This window comes from Bradyrhizobium erythrophlei (assembly GCF_042430365.1).
Lineage (GTDB): Bacteria > Pseudomonadota > Alphaproteobacteria > Rhizobiales > Xanthobacteraceae > Bradyrhizobium > Bradyrhizobium erythrophlei.
The window spans coordinates 96,700-115,798 of sequence record NZ_JBHMET010000195.1; the positions used below are offsets into that span (position 1 = coordinate 96,700).

17 protein-coding genes and 1 pseudogene are annotated in these 19,099 nt (G+C 63.4%); 10 read left to right on the top strand and 8 right to left on the bottom strand.

Annotated elements, in window-relative coordinates:
- Positions 1–35 precede the first annotated feature (35 nt).
- Positions 36–131 (top strand): annotated as a pseudogene (locus ACFFWD_RS28135) (3-oxoacyl-ACP reductase); the annotation flags it as partial.
- On the opposite strand, the gene ACFFWD_RS28140 reads toward ACFFWD_RS28135, so the two are convergent.
- From ACFFWD_RS28140 to ACFFWD_RS28155, 4 genes are read right to left on the bottom strand one after another with little or no spacing between them, the layout of a single operon-like run.
- The gene (locus ACFFWD_RS28140; protein ID WP_376970787.1) at positions 128–829 is read right to left on the bottom strand and encodes a molybdate ABC transporter substrate-binding protein; all 702 of its coding nucleotides are present in this window, start codon (positions 827–829) and stop codon (positions 128–130) included. The pseudogene ACFFWD_RS28135 and the gene ACFFWD_RS28140 sit on opposite strands and share 4 nt — an antisense overlap.
- Positions 826–2,964: a xanthine dehydrogenase family protein molybdopterin-binding subunit gene (locus ACFFWD_RS28145; RefSeq protein WP_376970789.1), complete on the bottom strand. Its 2,139-nt coding sequence runs from the start codon at positions 2,962–2,964 to the stop codon at positions 826–828. Before ACFFWD_RS28145 ends, ACFFWD_RS28140 begins: the two co-directional genes overlap by 4 nt.
- Positions 2,961–3,434, bottom strand: coding sequence for a (2Fe-2S)-binding protein (locus tag ACFFWD_RS28150; RefSeq protein ID WP_376970791.1), 474 nt, complete (start codon positions 3,432–3,434; stop codon positions 2,961–2,963). Before ACFFWD_RS28150 ends, ACFFWD_RS28145 begins: the two co-directional genes overlap by 4 nt.
- Before the next feature lie 23 nt (positions 3,435–3,457).
- Positions 3,458–4,432 carry a tripartite tricarboxylate transporter substrate binding protein gene (locus ACFFWD_RS28155; protein WP_376970793.1) on the bottom strand — a complete coding sequence of 325 codons (975 nt, stop codon included), beginning with the start codon at positions 4,430–4,432 and terminating at the stop codon, positions 3,458–3,460.
- A 166-nt stretch (positions 4,433–4,598) separates the two neighbouring features.
- Here ACFFWD_RS28155 and ACFFWD_RS28160 point away from each other — a divergent pair, with 166 nt between their 5' ends.
- From ACFFWD_RS28160 to ACFFWD_RS28185, 6 genes are all read left to right on the top strand, one after another.
- Positions 4,599–5,651: an ABC transporter substrate-binding protein gene (locus tag ACFFWD_RS28160; protein WP_376970795.1), complete on the top strand. Its 1,053-nt coding sequence runs from the start codon at positions 4,599–4,601 to the stop codon at positions 5,649–5,651.
- Between the two features lie 19 nt (positions 5,652–5,670).
- Entirely contained in the window at positions 5,671–7,023 is a 1,353-nt protein-coding gene (locus tag ACFFWD_RS28165) for an MmgE/PrpD family protein (protein ID WP_376970797.1), read from the top strand.
- A gap of 6 nt (positions 7,024–7,029) precedes the next feature.
- Complete coding sequence (locus tag ACFFWD_RS28170) at positions 7,030–7,782, top strand: SDR family NAD(P)-dependent oxidoreductase (RefSeq protein WP_376970799.1); 753 nt, start codon at positions 7,030–7,032, stop codon at positions 7,780–7,782.
- An 84-nt stretch (positions 7,783–7,866) separates the two neighbouring features.
- Positions 7,867–9,963 carry a molybdopterin oxidoreductase family protein gene (locus ACFFWD_RS28175; RefSeq protein WP_376970801.1) on the top strand — a complete coding sequence of 699 codons (2,097 nt, stop codon included), beginning with the start codon at positions 7,867–7,869 and terminating at the stop codon, positions 9,961–9,963.
- Between the two features lie 66 nt (positions 9,964–10,029).
- Complete coding sequence (locus ACFFWD_RS28180; RefSeq protein WP_376970803.1) at positions 10,030–10,812, top strand: enoyl-CoA hydratase/isomerase family protein; 783 nt, start codon at positions 10,030–10,032, stop codon at positions 10,810–10,812.
- A gap of 108 nt (positions 10,813–10,920) precedes the next feature.
- The gene (locus tag ACFFWD_RS28185; protein WP_376970805.1) at positions 10,921–11,118 is read left to right on the top strand and encodes an ABC transporter permease family protein; all 198 of its coding nucleotides are present in this window, start codon (positions 10,921–10,923) and stop codon (positions 11,116–11,118) included.
- 249 nt (positions 11,119–11,367) lie between these two features.
- Here the strand turns inward: ACFFWD_RS28185 and ACFFWD_RS28190 are convergent, their stop codons facing one another.
- Positions 11,368–12,270 carry an NAD-dependent epimerase/dehydratase family protein gene (locus ACFFWD_RS28190; RefSeq protein ID WP_376970807.1) on the bottom strand — a complete coding sequence of 301 codons (903 nt, stop codon included), beginning with the start codon at positions 12,268–12,270 and terminating at the stop codon, positions 11,368–11,370.
- Positions 12,271–12,341: 71 nt separating this feature from the next.
- Between ACFFWD_RS28190 and ACFFWD_RS28195 the strand changes: the two genes are divergently transcribed.
- Entirely contained in the window at positions 12,342–12,581 is a 240-nt protein-coding gene (locus ACFFWD_RS28195; RefSeq protein ID WP_376970809.1) for a hypothetical protein, read from the top strand.
- A 434-nt stretch (positions 12,582–13,015) separates the two neighbouring features.
- The gene (locus ACFFWD_RS28200; RefSeq protein WP_376970811.1) at positions 13,016–13,690 is read left to right on the top strand and encodes a cupin domain-containing protein; all 675 of its coding nucleotides are present in this window, start codon (positions 13,016–13,018) and stop codon (positions 13,688–13,690) included.
- Positions 13,691–13,995: 305 nt separating this feature from the next.
- Here ACFFWD_RS28200 and ACFFWD_RS28205 read toward each other — a convergent pair whose 3' ends face one another.
- From ACFFWD_RS28205 to ACFFWD_RS28215, 3 genes are all read right to left on the bottom strand, one after another.
- On the bottom strand, positions 13,996–15,156 hold the full coding sequence (locus ACFFWD_RS28205; RefSeq protein ID WP_376970813.1) for a site-specific integrase: 1,161 nt from the start codon (positions 15,154–15,156) through the stop codon (positions 13,996–13,998).
- Positions 15,157–16,214: 1,058 nt separating this feature from the next.
- Entirely contained in the window at positions 16,215–17,510 is a 1,296-nt protein-coding gene (locus ACFFWD_RS28210) for a type II toxin-antitoxin system HipA family toxin (protein WP_376970815.1), read from the bottom strand.
- Positions 17,510–17,839, bottom strand: coding sequence for a hypothetical protein (locus tag ACFFWD_RS28215; RefSeq protein WP_376970817.1), 330 nt, complete (start codon positions 17,837–17,839; stop codon positions 17,510–17,512). Before ACFFWD_RS28215 ends, ACFFWD_RS28210 begins: the two co-directional genes overlap by 1 nt.
- A gap of 549 nt (positions 17,840–18,388) precedes the next feature.
- Here ACFFWD_RS28215 and ACFFWD_RS28220 point away from each other — a divergent pair.
- Positions 18,389–19,099: ArdC family protein (locus ACFFWD_RS28220; protein WP_376970819.1), on the top strand; the 711-nt coding region annotated here is incomplete at its 3' end.

Sequence of the window (19,099 nt, forward strand, 5' to 3'; positions counted from 1 at the left end):
TATATGAATTTTCGACTAAAGGCAAATCCGAGCGCGCCGCAAGCTATGTCAGCGGCAGCACGTTGTTCGTCGATGGAGGCTGGACCACGGTCGATGGACCGCCGACTGGCCTGACCGCGTTGGCGCGCTAGGCCGCCACGAAGCCTGCGCGGCGACGCGTCTCCTGCGCGTCCGGCGACGTCAACAGCGCGATCAGCCGCTCGGCCTGTAGCGCCGCGGATGCCCGCGTCGTCACGGCGGCTGTGTACATCGTCGCGAGTTCGCATCCCGGCGGCAGCGAGCCCGACAGTGAGACGCCGCGGGTGCTGATGATCTCGGTCGATTGGGTGCAGCCGATCGGGCGACGCGCGTCGGATTCCGCGAGATGGCGCATCGCCGTCCCGCCGTTCGGAAAAACGCTCAGCCGATGCTCGACCTGCTCGGCGATGCCGAGCTGGGCGAGGACTTTGGCGACGTGAATTCCGGCTGTCGACACCTTGGTGTCGGGCACGAAGATCGCATCCGACGCCAGCAGCGCATCGCGCAGGCTGGCGGCGTCGATGGCGTTCACCGGCGGATCGCCGTCACGGACGGCGAGCGCGGTTTCGACCAGCCCGACGTCAGTCTTCGAATTGCGCGAGACCAGTCCTTCGTCGGCAAGCCTCGCCACCAGCGCCGCGGTGAGGATGACGATATCGGCCGGCAACCCGCCGCGCAGTTTGTCGGCCATCGCGCCGACCGCGCCGAATTGGCCGGCGATGTCAAAGCCGGTTTCGGCGGTGAAAGCCGGAGCGATGGCGGCCACCAGGCCCTGCGCCGCGCCGCCACTCAGGATATTCAAGCTTGTCATCGGCTCAGTTCCATGGCCGCGATCAGGCTTTCGCGGGTGATCGGGAGATTGCGGACGCGCACGCCAAGACAATCGAACACGGCGTTGGCGATCGCGGCAGTAACCGGTCCGTGCGCGGCTTCGCCGGCGCCGACGGGATCGAGGTCGGATCGCTGGATCACCTCGACTTCAACATCAGGGACTTCGCTGAAGCGAAGGATCGGATAGTCCGACCAGCCCGTGCTGGTGATCCGGTGCCGGTCGAAGCGCACGCGCTCCTTCAGCGCCCAGCTCGCAGCCTGAATCGCGCCGCCCTCGATCTGGTTGGCGACGCCATCGGGATTGATGGCCTCGCCGACATCGACTGCGAGTGTCAGCCTGGTGACGCGGATATCTTCGTCGCCCTCGACCTCGGCCACCGCGGCACAATATGCGCCCATGTTCTTGTAGCGCGCGAAACCGACACCGTGACCGATACCCGGTCGCCTGTCCGGCTTCCACCTCGCGCGCCTCGCTGCCGCGCGGATCACGTCGACGGCCCGCGCGTCGCGCAGATGGCGGAGGCGGAACGCGATGGGGTCTTCGCCGCGCTCGGCCGCGATTTCGTCAAGGCAGGACTCGATCGCAAACACGTTGCCGTGCGCGCCGAGCGTCCGCAGCGCTGAGGTGCGGACCGGCATGGTCAACAGACGATGGCTGTCGATCCGCCATGACGGAAAATCGTAGAGCGGGACCGCGTTGCGATCCGCGCCGCCGCCATTGGCTTGCGGCGGATTGCTCGAAATCGTCAGCGGGAACGGCCGTTCCAGCTCGAACCCTGCGAGCAGGGCCGGCTGTGCCGCGCGTCCAGGCCGTGCGGCATGACCATTGCTCCAGACCGTGTGCCGCCAGTCCATGATCTCGCCGGCCGCATCGAGATCGGCTTCGATCTCGATCGCCATCGCGGCGCCGAACGGCGCTTGCGACATCTCATCTTGGCGCGACCATTGCACGCGCACGGGTCGTCCGCCCGCGGCCCTTGCCAGCAGCGCGGCGTCGAGTGCGACGTCGTCGGCGCCGTTATGCCCATAACAGCCGGCGCCCTCCATATGCTCGACAATGATGTTTTCGACCGGCAGCTTGAGCACCAGCGCCAGATCGGCGCGCAGCAGGTAGACGCCCTGGCTGTGCGTCCAGACCCGAACCTTGTCGCCGTCCCACTGCGCGATCGCGCAGGACGGCGCGATCGAGGCATGCGCGATATAGGGGCGGGTATATTGCCGCCGGATCGTGCGGCTCTTTGCACGCGGCATCGACACGGCCCTCAGGTCGATCACCGTCGGCTCCGATGGTTGAGCCTTCAGGAACGAAGCCAGATCGTCCTCGTCTGGCAGGGCGTCTCCTTCGGACCACGTCGCGCCCTTGCGCAAAGCCTTGAGAGCAAGCTCGGCGTCGTGCTCGGTCGCGCAGACCACGCCGGCAAAGCTGCCGTCGCGCACAATGGCGACCAGGCCGGCGATCGCCCGGGCGCTACTATCCTTCAGCTCGATCAGCCTGGCGCGCGCATTCTCCGGCCGCATCACGCGGCCATGAAGCATTCCGGGCAGCACCTGATCGTGGATGAAGCGCCGCTGCGCAAACACCTTGTCGGGAATGTCGAGGCGTTGGGTCGACCTGCCGGCGACAGTGCGTTGCGCAACCGCTTTCGGCACAGCGCCGGGCGCAGCCTCGCGGTCCAGGGAAACGTCATTTGCCAGTTCCCAATAGCTGGTCCTGACATTGCCCGGGCCCGAGATCGTTCCGTCCGCGATCGACAGCGCGTCGGTCGCGACGCCAAGGCGATCGGATGCCGCGGCAAGGAAGATGTGCCGCACCTCCGCGCAGGCGTGACGCAGTGCGCGACCGGATTGCTGGATCGAGAGACTGCCCGAGGTAACGCCTTCGTTCGGGCTGATCGCCGTCGAGGTGCGTACCATGCGCACGCGCGAGATGTCGACGTCGAGTTCGTCGGCCGCGATCTGTGCCAGCGCCGTGACGATCCCCTGGCCGATCTCGACCTTTCCGGGCGAGACCATGACCTCGCCATCGGCTGTGAACCTCAGCCACGACGACAGTCTCGGGTTCGCCGCGAGACTGATCGGCAGCTTCGCCGGCGGCATGGACGCTTGCTCGCTCATCCCGCTGCCGCCATTTCCGCTGCCGCACGCAGCACCGCGCGTACGATCCGATTGTGCGATCCGCAGCGGCAAAGGTTGCCGTCGAGAGCCTCTTTCACATCCCGGCTGGTGGGTGAGGGATTTCGCTTCAATAGCGCCGCGGCGCTGATCAGGATGCCAGGGACGCAATAGCCGCATTGCAGCGCCTGCTCGGCAATGAAGGCGCGCTGCAGCGGATGCGGCTGCTCTGCGCTACCCAGTCCCTCGAGCGTCGTGATGTCTTTGCCAGCCACCGACCAGACCGGCGTATCGCAGGAGGCCGTCGCCCGATCGTCGATCAGGACGTTGCAGGCGCCGCATTCGCCCGCGCCGCAGCCGAAATGCGCCCCGATCATGCCGAGCGAACCACGCAAGACGTCGAGCAACGACCGCTCAGGATCGGCATCGACGTTCATCTCGACGCCGTTGAGGCGAAATCGAACGCTTGGCATGGTGGCCTCGTGCTGCGGCGCGTTTACTGGGTCTTGTCGAACCTTTTGACGACCTCGGCCCATTTCGCAATATCGCCGCGCAGGAACCTGTCGAATTCTTCAGGCGACATCGCCATCGGCACGGCACCCTGGGCGGTCCAGAGCTTGACGATGTCAGGCCGCTTGATCGCGGCGTTCACGGCGCCGTTGAGCTTGTCGATCACGGGCCTCGGCGTGCCGGCCGGCGCCATCAGGCCGAGCCAGATCGTCGCCTCGTAGCCGCCGACCCCGGCTTCGATCGCCGTCGGCACGCCGGGCAGGACCGCCGAGGGGGTCTTGCCGGTGGTCGCGAGGGCGCGGACCTGGTTTTCGGCGACGTTCGGCGCCATCGTGGTCACCGCGTCGATCATCATCTGGACCTGGCCGCCGATCACGCTGCTGCGCGCTTCGCCGCTGTTGCGGTAGGGCACGTGCAGGAGGTCGATGCCGGCCATCGCTTTGAAGAGTTCGCCGGCCATGTGATAGGGCGTGCCCTGGCCGGACGATGCGTAGTTCAGCTTGCCCGGTTGCGCTTTTGCAAGCGCGATGAACTCCTGCAGCGTCTTCGCCGCCACGGCCGGGTGGACCACGATCACGAGGTCGGAGGAGTTCAGCGGTGCGATCGGCGCGAGGTCGCGCATCAGCTCATATTTGCGCTGGGGCACCAGCGATTCATTGGCAGTCTGGGTATTCGACATCATCAGCAGCGTGTAGCCGTCGGGTGAGGCCTTTGCGACCTCGAGCGTGCCGATGACGCCGCCGGCGCCGGTGCGGTTCTCGACCACGAAGGGCTGGCCGAAGCCTTCCTGCAGGATGCTGCCGATCTGGCGCGCGGTGACATCGGCCGGCCCTCCGGGGCCAAAGGGCACGATGATCTTGACCGGCCGCGTCGGATAATCCTCGGCATCCGCATGCGAGCCGGCAATCGGGACGGTCAGCAGAGCCGCAACCAGGGCCAGCGCGAACCGTGAGCCCGCCATCGACCGTCTCCCTCGACTTTAGTCTTGTTTCTTGATGCCAAGTCTAGCTGCAACCTGAAGCCGCTGTCGACGCCGGACTCCGTCTCCCGCATGGGAATAAAGGACAGGGGACGGTGTCCCCAACTTCGCCATCAAGCGCGGGGAGCACATGAGGAACCGTCTTGGCATGTCGCGCCGCGTTGTGCTGAAGGGTGCCGGCGCGGCGCTCGTGGGTGCTGCCTTCTCCACGCGGGTCGCCGCTGCCGCGCCGCCGGCGGAGCTGGTCACATCAACCCTGATCGAGGCGGCGAAGCGGGAAGGGCAGGTCATCTACTACACCTCGACCGATCTTCCGGTCGCGGAGAAGCTCGCCAAAGCGTTTGAAGCGAGATACCCCGGCATTGCTGTGCGCGTCGAGCGCACCGGCGCCGAGCGTGTCTTCCAGCGTATCGGCCAGGAATATTCCAGCAACATCCACGCCGTCGATGTCGTCAATTCCTCCGACGCCGCGCATTTCATCGTGTGGAAGCGAGACGGCATTCTCGCGCCCTACGTTCCCGAAGAGGTCGCAAAATTCTATCCAGAGGAGCATCGCGATCCGGACGGCCAGTTCGCGAGCTTCCGCGTCTGGCTCTCGATCATCGCCTACAACACCAATCTGGTGAAGACGGAGGATGCGCCGAAGAGTTTTGCCGATCTGCTCGATCCCAAATGGAAGGGCAAGATCGTCAAGGCGCATCCGGGCTACAGCGGCACCATCATGACCGCGACCTATCAGATGCAGCGTGATCTCGGCTGGAGCTATTTCGAGAAGCTCGCGAAGCAGAATATCATGCAGGTGCAGTCGTCGGCGGATCCGCCGAAGAAGCTCGATCTCGGTGAACGTGCCGTGATGGCCGATGGCAACGAATACAACATCTTCCAGATGAAGGAGGCCGGCCGCCCGGTCGAGCCGGTCTATGCGACCGAAGGCTCGCCGCTGATCATCGGGCCGAACGGCATCTTCAAGGATTGCCCGCATCCCAATGCGGCCAGGCTGTTCCAGTCGTTCGCACTCGGCCGCGAGGCGCAGCAGCTTATCATCGATGTCGGTGGCCTGCGGTCGGTGCACGCGCAGACCCAGGAGAAGGCCAGCCGCAAGCCGCTCAAGGACATCAAGACGATGAAGGATGATGCGGCAGCCGTGGAGCGGGAGGGCGAAGCAATCAAGGCGCGCTACACGCGCATCTTTCGTGTCTGAAGGCATGAGGTCTGCCGGCATGTCTGTTTCTGAAACGCTGGCTGAGAAGATCGTCGCGCTGAAGCCGGGCGTGCTCCCGGCGGTCACGACGCGGAAGTGCCGGGACCTCCTGATCGACATCGTCGGTCTCTGCGTCACGGCGCGCAATGAGGACTACATCAGGAGCGCGCTCGCCGGTTGCGACGACGACGGTCCCTGCACGGTGATCGGGCAGGTGCGGACGCTGAATGCAGCTGGTGCCGCCTTCGTCAACGGCACCGCGGCGCATGGCGAGGATTTTGACGACACGTTTGTGGGCGGCCCGGTGCATGCCGGTGCCGTGATCGTGCCCGCGGTATTCGCGGCGTGCGAGCGACACAATCCCGACGGCCGCATGGCGCTGATCGGGATTGCGGTCGGCACGGAGGTGCTGTGCCGGCTCAGTCTCGTAGTGCCGAAAGCCGTGCACAAGGCGGGCTTCCATCCGACCGCGATTTTCGGCGCGATGGGCGCGGCGGCCGGGGTCGGTGCGGCGCTTGGGCTCAACGCCCGGCAGATCGTCGATGCACTCGGCATCGCCGGCAGCATGGCGGGCGGCATCATCGAGTATCTCGCCGAGGGCGCCTGGACCAAGCGTTTGCACATCGGCTGGGCGGCGCAATCCGGAATCCGCGCGGCGCTATTGGCGCGCGGCGGGTTCGTCGGTCCGCGTACGGTGTTCGAGGGCGTCCACGGGCTGTTTCATGGCTTCGCGCACACCGCACAGGGAGACTACGACGCGCTGATCGGAGGTTTCGGCGAGCGATGGGTCACCGATACGCTCGCCTTCAAGCCGTATCCGTGCGGGACGATGGCGCAGCCCTATATCGATTGTGCGCGACGGCTGGCGGCGCGCGGCATCAGGCCCGAGGACGTCACAGCGATCGTCTGCGAAGTCGCGGAAGGGACGGTGCATCGGCTTTGGGAGCCGCTCGCCGACAAGCAGCGTCCGCCCAATGGTTACGCGGCCAAGTTCGCAACACCCTATCTGCTCGCAACCGGCTTTGTGCATGGCGGCGTGGGCCTCGGAGCGTTCACGGAGGCTGCGATCCGCGATGCGCGGGTGCTGGAGCTGGCGGCCAGGGTGACGTTCGTCGTCGATCCCAATAATCCCTATCCAAGCAACTACACTGGCCATATCCGCGCAACGCTCCGGGATGGCAGCGTGGTCGAGGAACGGCAGCCCCATCTGCGCGGCGGCTCGCAGGAGCCGTTGACGCGTCAGGATCTGATCGACAAATTCGTCCTCAATGTCGCGCATGGCGGCTGGAGCATGACGCAGAGCGACGCGGCGTTGAAGCTGGTGGCAAGGCTGTATGATGGTCGCATCGATCTGTCACCCCTGCGCGGGTAGGTGCTTATGACCGGAGAGCTCGCGGGCAAGGTCGCAATCGTCACCGGCGCCGGCCGCAATATCGGTCGTGCCATCGCGCTGGCCCTGGCCGATGGCGGCGCCGCGGTGTTGGTCAATGCGCGCGCCAACCGCGCGGAAGCCGATGCGGTGGTGCGCGAGATCGAAGCCGCCGGCGGCAAGGCAATCGCGCATCTTGGCAGCGTTGCCGATGCATCTTCAGCGCAGGCGATGGCCGACGCTGCGATGCAGCAGCTTGGCGGGATCGACATCCTCGTCAACAACGCTGCGTTGCGGCAGGAAAAGCCGTTCGCCGAAATGGACTATGCAGCGTGGCGCGACATCCTCGATGTCACCCTTGATGGCGCCTTTCACTGCGTTAAAGCCTGCCTTCCGGCGCTGCGGCAGAGCAGGGCGGGGACCATCGTCAACATCGGCGGCCTGAGCGCGCATACCGGGGCAAGGAACCGCGCCCATGTGGTGACGGCCAAGGCCGGGATCATCGGCTTCACCCGCGCGCTTGCGCATGACCTTGCGGACGATGGCATTACCGTGAACTGCGTCGTTCCGGGCCTGATCGGTACGCCAAGGCCAAAGGGTGGGCCCGAGCCGGCGCACCATTTGCGCCACCAGACCATTACCGGCGCGAAGGGCCGACCGGAGGATGTCGCGGCCGCCGTGCGTTTCCTCTGCGGGCCGGGCGCGCGTTACATCAACGGTCAGGCGATCCACGCCAGTGGCGGGGCCTATCTGGGCGGCTGACGCATGGCTTGTGCACGGTTTTCGCACGAAACAAGCCGATAAAGAGCCTCGGCGAATAGGTCATTTGATGTTACCTGTTGCGCCATGAACCAGCATGCCAAGGTCGAGATCGGCCATTCCACCTGTCCGCACGATTGCCCTTCGGCATGTGCGCTCGATATCGAAGTGATCGACGGCCGCTCGATCGGCCGGGTCCGTGGCTCCAAGCAGCAGACCTACACAGCCGGCGTCGTCTGCGCCAAGGTCGCCCGCTACGCCGAGCGGATTCATCACCCTGACCGGCTGATGCATCCGATGCGCCGGACGGGACCGAAGGGCTCGGGGCAGTTCGCGCGGATCTCGTGGGACGAGGCGCTTGACGAAATCGCCACGCGGTTCGATGCGGCCGAGCGCGAGTTCGGCGCGCAATCGGTCTGGCCCTATTACTATGCCGGCACGATGGGCCTCGTGATGCGAGACGGCATCAACCGTCTGTCGCATGTCAAGAAGTACTCCCGCTTTTACTCGACGATCTGCGCCAACATCGCGCGCGTCGGCTTTTCCATCGGCACCGGCAAGATCGCCGGCGTCGATCCGCGCGAGATGGGCGTCTCCGACCTCGTCGTGATCTGGGGCACCAATCCGGTGAACACCCAAGTCAACGTGATGACCCATGCGATGCGCGCGCGCAAGGAGCGGGGCGCCAAGATCGCGGCGGTCGACATCTACAACAACGACACGATGAAGCAGGCGGATATCAAGATCATCCTGCGCCCCGGCACGGATGCCGCCTTCGCCTGCGGCGTCATGCATGTGCTGTTCCGCGAAGGCTACGCGGATCGGGCGTACATGGAAAAATACACCGACTGTCCGGGCGAGCTTGAAGCCCATCTCAAGACCCGCACGCCGGAATGGGCGTCGGCGATTTCGGGCGTGCCGGTGGAAGAGATCGAGGCATTCGCGCGCCTGGTCGGCGAGACCAAGCGGTCGTTCTTCCGGCTGGGTTACGGCTTCACCCGCAGCCGCAACGGCGCGGCGCAGATGCACGCCGCGCTGTGCATCCCGGCGGTGACCGGGGCCTGGCAGTATGAGGGCGGCGGCGCGTTCTTCAACAACGCCGCGATCTGGCGCTTCAATGAATCCGTGATCGAGGGCCACGACGCGATCGACCGCTCGACGCGCTGGCTCGATCAATCGAAGATCGGGCGCATCCTCACCGGCGACGCCGAATCCCTGAAGGGCGGTCCGCCGGTCAAGGCGATGCTGATTCAGAACACCAACCCGATGACGGTAGCGCCCGAGCAGACCTTGGTGCGCCAGGGCTTTGCGCGCGAAGACCTGTTCGTCGCCGTGCATGAGCAGTTCATGACCGAGACGGCGGCGATGGCCGACATCGTCCTGCCTGCGACGATGTTCATGGAACATGACGACCTCTATTACGGCGGCGGCCATCAGCACATTTCGGTCGGCCCGAAGTTGATCGATCCTCCCGGCGAATGCCGCACCAACCATCAGGTGATCCAGGCGCTCGGTCGGCGCCTGAATGCGGTGCATCCGGGATTCGAGATGTCGCCGCGCGAACTGATCGACGTGACGCTGAAGAAGAGCGGTCATGGTGACATCGCGGGCCTCGAGGCCGATGTCTGGCGTGACCTGCAGCCGGATTTCCGCACCTCGCATTATCTCGACGGCTTCGCGCACGCCGACAAGAAGTTCCACTTCAAGGCCGATTGGGCCAATCCGCCGTTCGGCAATCCGGGCCTTGGTCCGTGGCAGCAGATGCCGTCGCTGCCCGACCATTGGACCATCATCGAGGAAGCCGACGAAGCGCATCCGTTCCGGCTCGCGACCTCGCCGTCGCGCAGCTACCTCAACACGAGCTTCAACGAGACGCCGGGATCGCAGGCGCGCGAAGGCGTGCCGACCGTGATGATCCATCCGGACGACGCGGCGGTGCTTTCGATTGCCGATGGCGACGCGGTGACGCTCGGCAATATGCGCGGTGAGACGACGCTGACGGCGAAATTGTTCGATGGCTTGCGTCGAGGCGTCGTGATCGCAGAATCCATCCACCCGAACAAGGCGCATATCGGTGGTCGCGGTATCAATACCCTGATCGGGGCTGATGTCGTCGCGCCGGTCGGCGGTGCCGCGTTCCACGACAACAAGGTCTGGGTGAAGAAGGCAGCGCTGCCAGCATAATTCCTGCTTGCAGTCGGCGCCGATCCTGCCGCAAATGAGCGCTGAAAACAGCGATAGGCGGGACACATGACCGACAGCAGCAGCGTTATCCTGGAGAAGCGCGGCCAGGCCTTCTGGATCACGATCAACCGGCCGGACAAGCGCAACGCGCTCAATGCCGGCGTGATCGCGGGCATCGCCAAGGGCTATCGCGACGCGCACGACGACAAGGACGTGCGCGTCATCGTGCTGACGGGCGCGGGCGACAAGGCGTTCTGCGCCGGCGCCGATCTGCAGAACAGCGGCGCGGCCTTCTCGATGGATTTTTCGCGCCCCAATGTCGATTACGCCGATCTGCTACGGCTGTCGCAGAACTCCACCAAGCCGGCGATCGCGCGCGTCGGCGGCGTGTGCATGGCGGGCGGCATGGGTCTGTTGTGCATGACCGATATGGCCATCGCTGCCGACAACGTCATCTTCGGATTGCCTGAGGTAAAGGTCGGCGTGTTCCCGATGCAGGTGATGAGCCTCCTGCAATCGATCGCGCCGCCACGCCTCGTCAACGAATGGGCGCTGACCGGCGAGCCCTTCGATGCCAGGACCGCGCAAGCCGCAGGTCTCCTGAACTATGTCGAACCGGCGGCCGAGCTCGATGCCAAGGTCGAGTGGCTGATCGGCCGCATCGTCGACAAGTCGCCGACCGCGATCCGCCGCGGCAAATACGCCATGCGCGCGATCGCCTCGATGTCGTTCGATGAGAGCATCGCCTACACCGAAAGCCAGATCGCGCTGCTGGCGATGACCGAGGACGCCAAGGAAGGCCTCAAGGCGTTCGGCGAGAAGCGCAAGCCGTCCTGGCCCGGACGGTAGGCGCGGGGCTCGATCGTAAGCCCCCTTTGACGAGAAACTAGCTCTATTGCCTGACCTTTGAAGAATGAGGCGGTGTACTCATAACGCCAGTGGCTTGGCGCACCGAAGTTGTTTCTGCTGACCTTCATCTCCTCTTCCAGCGAGAAGCCCGTTACTTTGGGAGTCGCGACAGATTTGATCCGCGGAGATATTTTTTATTGGGGCGAATTGATGGGCGCGGCGCATATTTCCAGCGCGGTGGCGATCGCTTACAATCTCTTTTTGGACCGCTTCATCAGTGGCATCACAGGCGGCGCGGTCAAATAGTCGGCCATTTTCGTGCTGAGCCTTAGCACGCACGGTCAGAGCCGGTTGGTACTTCGCAAAAGTGCCATTTCCGGACCCATGCACCGCAGCAAGCAGCTCTATTCGATCAGCTCGTCGGCGCGGGAGGGCAGCGTCGTGGCACGGTAAGACCAAGCACCTTCGCGGTCTTAGTCGGCCGCGCGACCGGCAGATCGGCAGGCTTCGCGCGCTTGAAAATCTTGGAAGACGGCGGCGCGACGCAGGGGCGCATCAGCGCACCGGCATTTCGTTCTCGATCCAGCCGGTCAACGAAGCGTGCTTGGGCGACCAATCCAGCTCCGCCCGCGCGCGCCTGCCGCGCACCCGGCTGTTCGAGCCCAGCGAATAGACGGCGTGGCCGAAGCCCAGCGCGGCGATGGCGTCGTCGATCGGCCAGGGCTGCGGCGCGCCGAGACCGAGGCGCCGGGCGATCGCCGCTGTGGCCTCGGCGAAGGAGGCTTCGCCGTTCTCGACATAGTAGAAGGCGCCGGCCGGGGCGCGGTCCAGCGCCAGGGCGTAGAGCTCGGCCATGTCCTCCACATGCACGTTCGACCAGATGTTCCGGCCGCGCCCGACATGGCGGACGATCCCAGTCTGCCGCGCCTGTGCGACCAAGGCCGGGATCTGCACGCTGTCGGAGTGCAGCCCGCGACCGGTACCGTAGATCAGGCTGTTGCACAGCACGACGGACCGTAAACCGCCGCCGGCGGCGTCGATGATCAGCCGATCGATGGCGACGCGCGCCGCCTTGGCCGGCACCGGCTCAATCGGCGTGTCCTCGTCATAGATCCGGTCCGAGGCCCGGTCGCCGCGGGCGTCGTCGGCCAAAACGCTGGTGCCGCTCGTGTGTAGGAACGGCTTGCCGCTGCCGCCGAGGGCATCAAGGAAGGCGTCGACCGCGGACCGATCGTCGGAGCTGGCGGCATTGACCACCGCATCCGCCGCCTTCGCCTCCTGCGCCAGCAGCGCGGTGTCCGAGAGATCGCCGAGCACCGGCTCGATGCCGAGCGCCTGCAGCCGCGCCGCCTTCTCGGGCGACCGCACCAGGCCGCGAATCCGATGGCCCGATGCCTTCAACCGGAGGGCGACGGTACCGCCGATAAAGCCGCTGGCGCCGGTCAGGAAGATGTTCATGCCTGTTGCTCCCTATATGCCCCCAGTCCCGTGCAAGACCGGAAGCGCTGATAATTCGGCTTCCCGGTCGCGTGAGCGCGCCGATCGTTGCCATCTCTTCCGATGAAAGCTCAAAGTCGAAGATCGCGGCGTTGTTCCCGATGCGATCGATCTTGGTGCTCAGCGGCAGCGCCACCCCACCACACCAACATGCGCGGAGTGACGCCGCAAAGAACATCGTGCTCAATGCGCAACTCGACGCGCCCGGGGTGCCCCCTGCCTTCGGCGCGGCGGAAGTATCTGTGGGAGGTACGGCGGAATTCTTGAGCTAGCGGTTCAGGATCCTCGCAACTGGCTCACGCTGGCGCCGCGCGACGAAAGCAAAACCCTCCCGATCCTTCGCCTCTCGCACGGGCCTTCGGCGGTCCTTAGCCGTTCCCAAGCGCTTAGCCAGCGGTCAGTCTCCAGCTTTTAAGCCAATCGTACTTGCCGCCGCCCTACACAGACCTCTGGAAATACCTTACCTATGGCGGCGGATCCGCGTAACGGCGTCGGCCGGCCGGCCCGCTTCGATCCCCGAGATAGGACGATGCAAACCTCTGTCGCCATCGTCGGTGGTGGTCTCGCCGACCTCTATGCAGGACGCTTGCTTGTTCGGCCGGCGGCATCGGCGTCCAGGTTCTTTGAAGCCCGCAATCGGGCTGGGCGGACGCATCCTTCTGGGCATCGAAATGCTTATCGATGGTGAACCAGCGGAGCTTTGACCATGCGCATCAACGATGATTTCACCCGTCCCGTCATCGTCCATGCAGCCAGGCAAGACTGGGTTCCTAGCCCTGCCCCAGGTGTTCACCGGCGCATGCTGTTCCGTATCGGCGAGGAAAAGGCCCGCGCCACCTCGATCGTGCGTTATGCGCCGGCCAGCGCCTTTCCGCGCCATACCCACACCGGTGGCGAGGAATTCGTGGTCCTCGACGGCGTTTTTCAGGACGAACATGGCCACTATCCGGCTGGCGCGTATATCCGCAACCCGCCAGGTACTTCGCATGTACCCGCCTCGAAGGACGGATGCACGATCTTCGTTCGCCTCTGGCAGTTTCGTGCGGATGACCGAGCCCAGACCGTACGCCAACCGGGCGAAGGACAGCAAGTTCCTCCCCGAGCCGGCGCAACGGCCGCAACAATCCTATTCGACGACGGACATGAGGAAGTGCGGTTCGAAGATTGGCAGGCGGGAGGCAGCGTCAAGGTCGAAAACACCAAAGGTTTGGAGTTTCTGCTCCTTAGCGGCGGCCTGACGGTGGGCGGCGAGACATTGGAGCCGCAAGCCTGGGGCCGCCTGCCGGCGGGCGTGGCTCTGCATGCCCAGGCGTCTTACGAGGGGGCGCGCGTGTGGATAAAACGCGGTCCACTCCTGCATGAGGATGTCTGCCCCTTCTAAGCGACATCCGACTGCCGAATGGGCTCGTCGTGCTGCGCCTGATCCTCAACGCTTTGATGCGACCGCTCGCCGCCACAGCTGCGCTCAAATGGGCTTCTTAACGGACGGCTAATGACATCACCCGCTCGCCGAAGCGCGAGCACGACGCACCGAGATGGCGCGCGGCGACTGAGGCGCTGTTGCTCGTCGTTGGGCATGGCGGCGACACCATGCTGCCGCGCATCGGAGCATTGTGTTTGGCCGGACGCCTGTGATTGAAATTCCCAAGCTGGGGGGCTTCGAAGCATGCGCTATGAACTCGCCGATCATGAATGGTCTGCCATCGGAGGGTGAGACGCGAGCGCGCCTTCTGACAAAGGGACTGTTCTAGCTCGCTCCTCCCGGCGTTTCCTGGACACTTCAATCAGCTGTTTACGTGTGCCCTTGGCATAATTTATCAGCATCTGATTCGAGCGATGACGGCCCGCAGCCCGCAATTCGGCATCCGTGAGACGGCTATCTGCGCCTTCGGTGAAGCCACCGTGACGAAACGAAGTAAATGAGAGCTCGTTTCGGAGGCCCGCTGCTGCGACTATCTTTTTGACGACGCGCCGGAGGTAACGCAGATCCTTGCGTTCGGTGATCCATGGGAGCGGAACGTGTGATCTGCGATGCGCGTGATCGCGCCGAAAGGCCAGTCCGGAAACGACCGACTGTTTGATAGCGTCGAGCTCCGCCATCAGCTCGGGGAAAAGAAGCTCGCCGGTTTCGTCGAAAAGGGGCCACCAGACTTCTTCGTCATTCTTCGGATGCACGACCCTCACGCTGTTTGGTCGCCTTTTCGGCCGATAATGCGCGATTTCGAAGGCGCCGAACACGTGTTCCTCGCGCTGCAACCACTCCCAAGTCAGCAAGGCGGCCGTTCCGATCGAGTTGTATCCGAGCTTCCTCGCAGCCTGCCTGAATGCGACAAGTTCGTCCCAAGTCGCCGTGGGTGTCTCTGGCTTAGGCTGGCCAGGCGCGCGGGATTTCAGTCCCATCCGCGAGAATGGATTGATCGCTGGCACTATCGTCTCTTGAGCACGCTGACCAACAAACCACGCTCGCCTACAGGCAGCCATGGCTGCATTTGCGAAGCGTCGCCGCTCGCGCTTGATGAAGTTGCCATCCGCGTCCTTACGTTCCACAACGAGCAACTTCGCATAGACCGCGTCGACAAATGCTTTGGTGAAGTCAGAAATCTGCTTCGAGCCCGCGCGGCTACCGTCCTTCAGTTTGTGGTTGGCAAAGAGCGCCAAACCTTGTTCGTATAGGCGCTGAGTTTTGTGATCGATCTCTTTCCATTTCTGATGTGCTTTGAAAATGCCAACGAGCCAATCGAAAGTGCCGGGCACAGGCGAAGCTGGGACCATGTCGGTCAATCCTCCGGAGCGCCAACTGTCGAAGGCGGGCAATAGGACATTCTCGGCTCGGTCTACGGCAGTCACAAAGTCCTCCCCTAACGCTTCAGCTTTGACGTGGCAGCCCTGTTTGCGAGCCCAAGTCGGCGGTTCAAAAAAGTATGCCCATCGACCACACTTCAAAGGCTTTGGCCGGCAGTAGCGGGGAAGCTTCAATGCAGGAGCGGATATTTTCATGCGAGAGAGGCCAAATCTTCACCTTCTGATCCATCTGAATCCATGGCTCTGCTTGGTGCGGTGAAGTTATCAATCCTGGCCTTCGACCAGACTGGTTGTCGAGCGCGACCAATTCCGTGATAGCCAGTTGGCGGTGGAGCCTCTCCGCGGGCCACGGCGCGCGTGAATTCGCCTGTGTCGCAATAATCCAGGTAGGCTGCGGCCATGTCGGCTCGCATGAGCGCAGGCCATGTGCCGATGGGTGGATAGCGGGCAGGAAGGGCTGTGCGGGATGCCATGAGCGCCGGCTCGCGCGTCAATGATTCAACGGTCTAAGTGCTGAACGCAACAAATAGCACCATCTTTCGAGAGCATCCTTCCTCGTGCAAGATTTCGAAAAGGGCCGACCCAGATAGCTCAACTCGCTCTCGATGTCTTTTGTGTACAGCATGCGTCCATACTTTCTCGTCAAGCGAACTCTCGAATCGGAACACGAGAGAGCAGCAGAGAATAGGGACGCCAATGGCTGGTGCGGGAATCGGCTGGCCTAGAGTGTAAATAAGTGATGGGTGGTGATTGACCGGGCGAAGCGCCGCAGTTGCGCTGGGAGCGCTGTGGCAGTGATCGACACATAGTTGGGCACTCGATCGCTCCAGATGATCGCACGCGCGTGTGACAGATCGTCAGGCAATGGGGCCATCCAACCCTGGGCACATTGCCGGCTGTGCCTGTGTTCGCCCGCTAATCGAGAGGCATGTGATTCGTGTGAGTTATCAGCGCTCGTTCCGACAGGTCTGTCGTTCACCTTACGTCGAAACCGCAATAGGCCTCCCCCTTTGTCGGAATGGCAGACGCCGCCTTAAATATCGCTGCTCCCAGTTCGTGCTCGGCGGCGGCAAACCGCAGCGGGGAGGATTGGCCGGTCCTTCTCACGGACGGATGCCGGTCGAGTCCTTGGCGAGGTCGCTTGCGATCTTGCGCTGTTCATGCTCGAAAGCATCTTCGAAAGCATCGCACTCTCGCGCGGTCATGCCGATTTCCGGCTGGCGTGCGACTTCGCGCCATTGCGAGACCGCGCTCTCGACCTCGACCACAATTTGCTTGGCGCGCTCCTCTTTGAGCTTGAAATATCGGGCCGCCGACATCGCGAGATCGATGCTTGCCTCGTTGCCCTCCTCCGAGATCCAGGTTTTGAGAACCTTGGCCCTTTCCGGAAAGGGATTGATGTCAAAGGCGGGCGACAGACGCCATCGTCCATTGGCGACATGCAGGAAGCCGTGGTTGTTGAGATGGTCGTCCGCGTTGCTAATGAGCACGTTGAAGACGATACGGCGCCAGAGCTGGTGCAGATCCTCTTCGACGCGGTTGCCCGAGCGGATGATCGCCTCGGCAATCTCCGTGTAGGTGTGCTCCTGATCGTCGCGCACGCCGAGCAAAGTTCGGGCGGACCAATACATGAGCCGCTTGTCGCCCTGCCTGTCGAAGCGTTTCACGACCGCGACGCTAACTCCGTCGTCGGTGGTGACCACTCGCCCGTCCGAAGCCTGAATGCCGGCCTTTTCAGCGAGCTTCAGCGCCAACACCTCGGCCTTCACGATCGAGCGCTCGTCATTCACGCTCGGGAACTTTCCGATGCATAGCGCCCCGTGCTCGTCGAGGATGGACGCCTTGGGGCGCATCCCGCCGATCGAGGTGCCGATGCCGAGCAGAAAGCGTAGATCTCTTGCTGTCTCCGTTTCATTCTCGACTGCCTTGCTGGCGCGGATGAGATCGTCCAGCTCGATGAGCGGCGGCGCAGCGCGCTCGCCAGGCTCATGTGAACGGACGAAGATCCCGTCATTGTCGCTGAGACGGAGGGCCCCGATCCGGCTGAAATCGTCGACCGCGCAGAGGTAGTCGAGCGAGTTCAGCGGACGATCATCGAACGGTGCTCCGACGGCGGCCGCCGCCTTTCGTTGTTTGGCGTGGTCGCGGCGGATGACGAGCGCAGCCCAGCCGTCGGGTTCGGAATCGGCGAAGCAGCCAAAAAACGCGGAGACCTTCGATTTCGTCGGATATTGCGGGCCAGCCACCAGCGGCAGTTCGGGGTCGATCTGAAACCGATCCTTGCGGACCAGCCAATCCCGCGAGTATTCGAACGCGCAGGCTTGGCGGTTGCCGCTGGCTTCGAACCTGAGCGAACCGATCGTCTTGTCGTCGAGGTGGACGTCCAGCTTTTCTTTCATTACGCCGCCTCGTCCTTCCTGAGGCGCACACGCTTGGGAAGCCGTTCGGTCTGCAACAAAAGACCGACGTCATCGCGGCTTTGATCGAGCAGATCCGCAAAAATCTGGGCGTTGCCGAGTGCCAGTAGACACATGGCGTAGGCCCCTATCGCCACCGTCGGCTCGCCAGCCTCGATCCGCCGATAGGTATTCTTGGAAAGCCCAGTACGATCCAGCATCATCTCGACGGTAAGCCGCCGCTTTTTGCGGGCGTGGGCGATATCCTCGCCCAATTTCTTAATCGAACGCCGGACCGAGAGAGGCATCAGATCTTGTGCGCCAGATTTCATATGGTGAGTCCATTGATCTATATCTTCCATAAGTAGCTATATATGATCCCATATATATATATTCAAGCCAAGGGTGGGTCGCTCCAGAACTAAAGATTAATATATGGACCACAAGGAAGCATAATGGTCTATATATAGACCGTTATATACGATGAAGCTCCCCTGCGGTGTTTGATGACGTTTTCGCAGTTTCTGCTGGGCTGAACTCGTTCTGAATTGCGGTCGTTAGCGCCCGAACTTCCATCCCAGACATGATGTCCCGTGGAATCTCCCGGGCAAGGCCGCAACCCTTGGCGAGTCTGTGCCCCAGGGCCTCGACGTCTCCCTAACGGGCCGGGCTGTCGGCTGCGCTGAAATCCGGCTTCTCCGGGTTTTCACCCTTCGGGCTTCCATCCCTGACGCGGTGCGAGCGGTGCAGCCGGAGAGATCGCCACCGGCGCTGCGCAAGCGGGAGCGGCAGACATAGAGAGTAGGAGTGCGGCCGCGGGCTGGCCGTGACGGGTTGGAAGTTGCGAGAGAGGCTCGCGGCGCCCGTCGCGGAGACCCGCGATGTCCAAACATCATCCTCGGGCGTGCACCGGCCAGAACCGGGTGAGCCTGTATGACGAAATCACCGACAAGATCATCGCCGAGCTGGAGGCCGGCCACGTTCCCTGGGTTCAGCCATGGGAGGCTGCGGCGGCGAAGGCACCGTTGGCTATGCCGAAGAACGCCGCAACCAGTAGGCAATACAGCGGCATCAATATACTGATCCTCTGGGGTGCTGCCCTCGAGCGCGGATTCGCAGGCCAGAGCTGGCTCACATTCCGCCAGGCGCTGGCGCTCGGCGGCCATGTCCGCAAAGGTGAACGCGGCACGACCGTCGTCTACGCCGATCGCTTCGTGCCACTTGACGAAAAGTGCCGTGCGTACGAGACGGGCGAAGAGGCGCAAGCCGTTCCATTCTTGAAGCGCTTCACCATCTTCAATACCGATCAATGCGATGGGCTGCCCGCGGAAATTGCGACCGCTACGCCACCATCGTTACCCGGTATGATCGAGCCGACGGTCGAGGCCTTGATCAAGGCGACCGGCATCGACTTTCGTATCGGCGGCAGCCGCGCCTTCTATGCGCCGACAGAGGATTTTGTCCAGGTGCCGCCACCAGCGGCCTACTTCGAGCCGATCAATTGGCACCGCACTGTACTCCACGAACTTGGCCATTATGCCGAGAGCCAGGTTATGCCGACTACACGCGGTGGATGTCGGGGGCCATTGCCA

What these genes read in the sequence shown, in the direction of transcription:
- ACFFWD_RS28180 (WP_376970803.1), top strand. Translation starts at nt 10,030, where the DNA reads ATGACCGACAGCAGCAGCGTTATCCTGGAGAAGCGCGGCCAGGCCTTC.
- ACFFWD_RS28155 (WP_376970793.1), bottom strand. Translation starts at nt 4,432, where the DNA reads ATGGCGGGCTCACGGTTCGCGCTGGCCCTGGTTGCGGCTCTGCTGACC.
- ACFFWD_RS28165 (WP_376970797.1), top strand. Translation starts at nt 5,671, where the DNA reads ATGTCTGTTTCTGAAACGCTGGCTGAGAAGATCGTCGCGCTGAAGCCG.
- ACFFWD_RS28170 (WP_376970799.1), top strand. Translation starts at nt 7,030, where the DNA reads ATGACCGGAGAGCTCGCGGGCAAGGTCGCAATCGTCACCGGCGCCGGC.
- ACFFWD_RS28215 (WP_376970817.1), bottom strand. Translation starts at nt 17,839, where the DNA reads ATGAAATCTGGCGCACAAGATCTGATGCCTCTCTCGGTCCGGCGTTCG.
- ACFFWD_RS28190 (WP_376970807.1), bottom strand. Translation starts at nt 12,270, where the DNA reads ATGAACATCTTCCTGACCGGCGCCAGCGGCTTTATCGGCGGTACCGTC.
- ACFFWD_RS28175 (WP_376970801.1), top strand. Translation starts at nt 7,867, where the DNA reads ATGAACCAGCATGCCAAGGTCGAGATCGGCCATTCCACCTGTCCGCAC.
- ACFFWD_RS28150 (WP_376970791.1), bottom strand. Translation starts at nt 3,434, where the DNA reads ATGCCAAGCGTTCGATTTCGCCTCAACGGCGTCGAGATGAACGTCGAT.
- ACFFWD_RS28160 (WP_376970795.1), top strand. Translation starts at nt 4,599, where the DNA reads ATGTCGCGCCGCGTTGTGCTGAAGGGTGCCGGCGCGGCGCTCGTGGGT.
- ACFFWD_RS28145 (WP_376970789.1), bottom strand. Translation starts at nt 2,964, where the DNA reads ATGAGCGAGCAAGCGTCCATGCCGCCGGCGAAGCTGCCGATCAGTCTC.
- ACFFWD_RS28210 (WP_376970815.1), bottom strand. Translation starts at nt 17,510, where the DNA reads ATGAAAGAAAAGCTGGACGTCCACCTCGACGACAAGACGATCGGTTCG.
- ACFFWD_RS28140 (WP_376970787.1), bottom strand. Translation starts at nt 829, where the DNA reads ATGACAAGCTTGAATATCCTGAGTGGCGGCGCGGCGCAGGGCCTGGTG.
- ACFFWD_RS28200 (WP_376970811.1), top strand. Translation starts at nt 13,016, where the DNA reads ATGCGCATCAACGATGATTTCACCCGTCCCGTCATCGTCCATGCAGCC.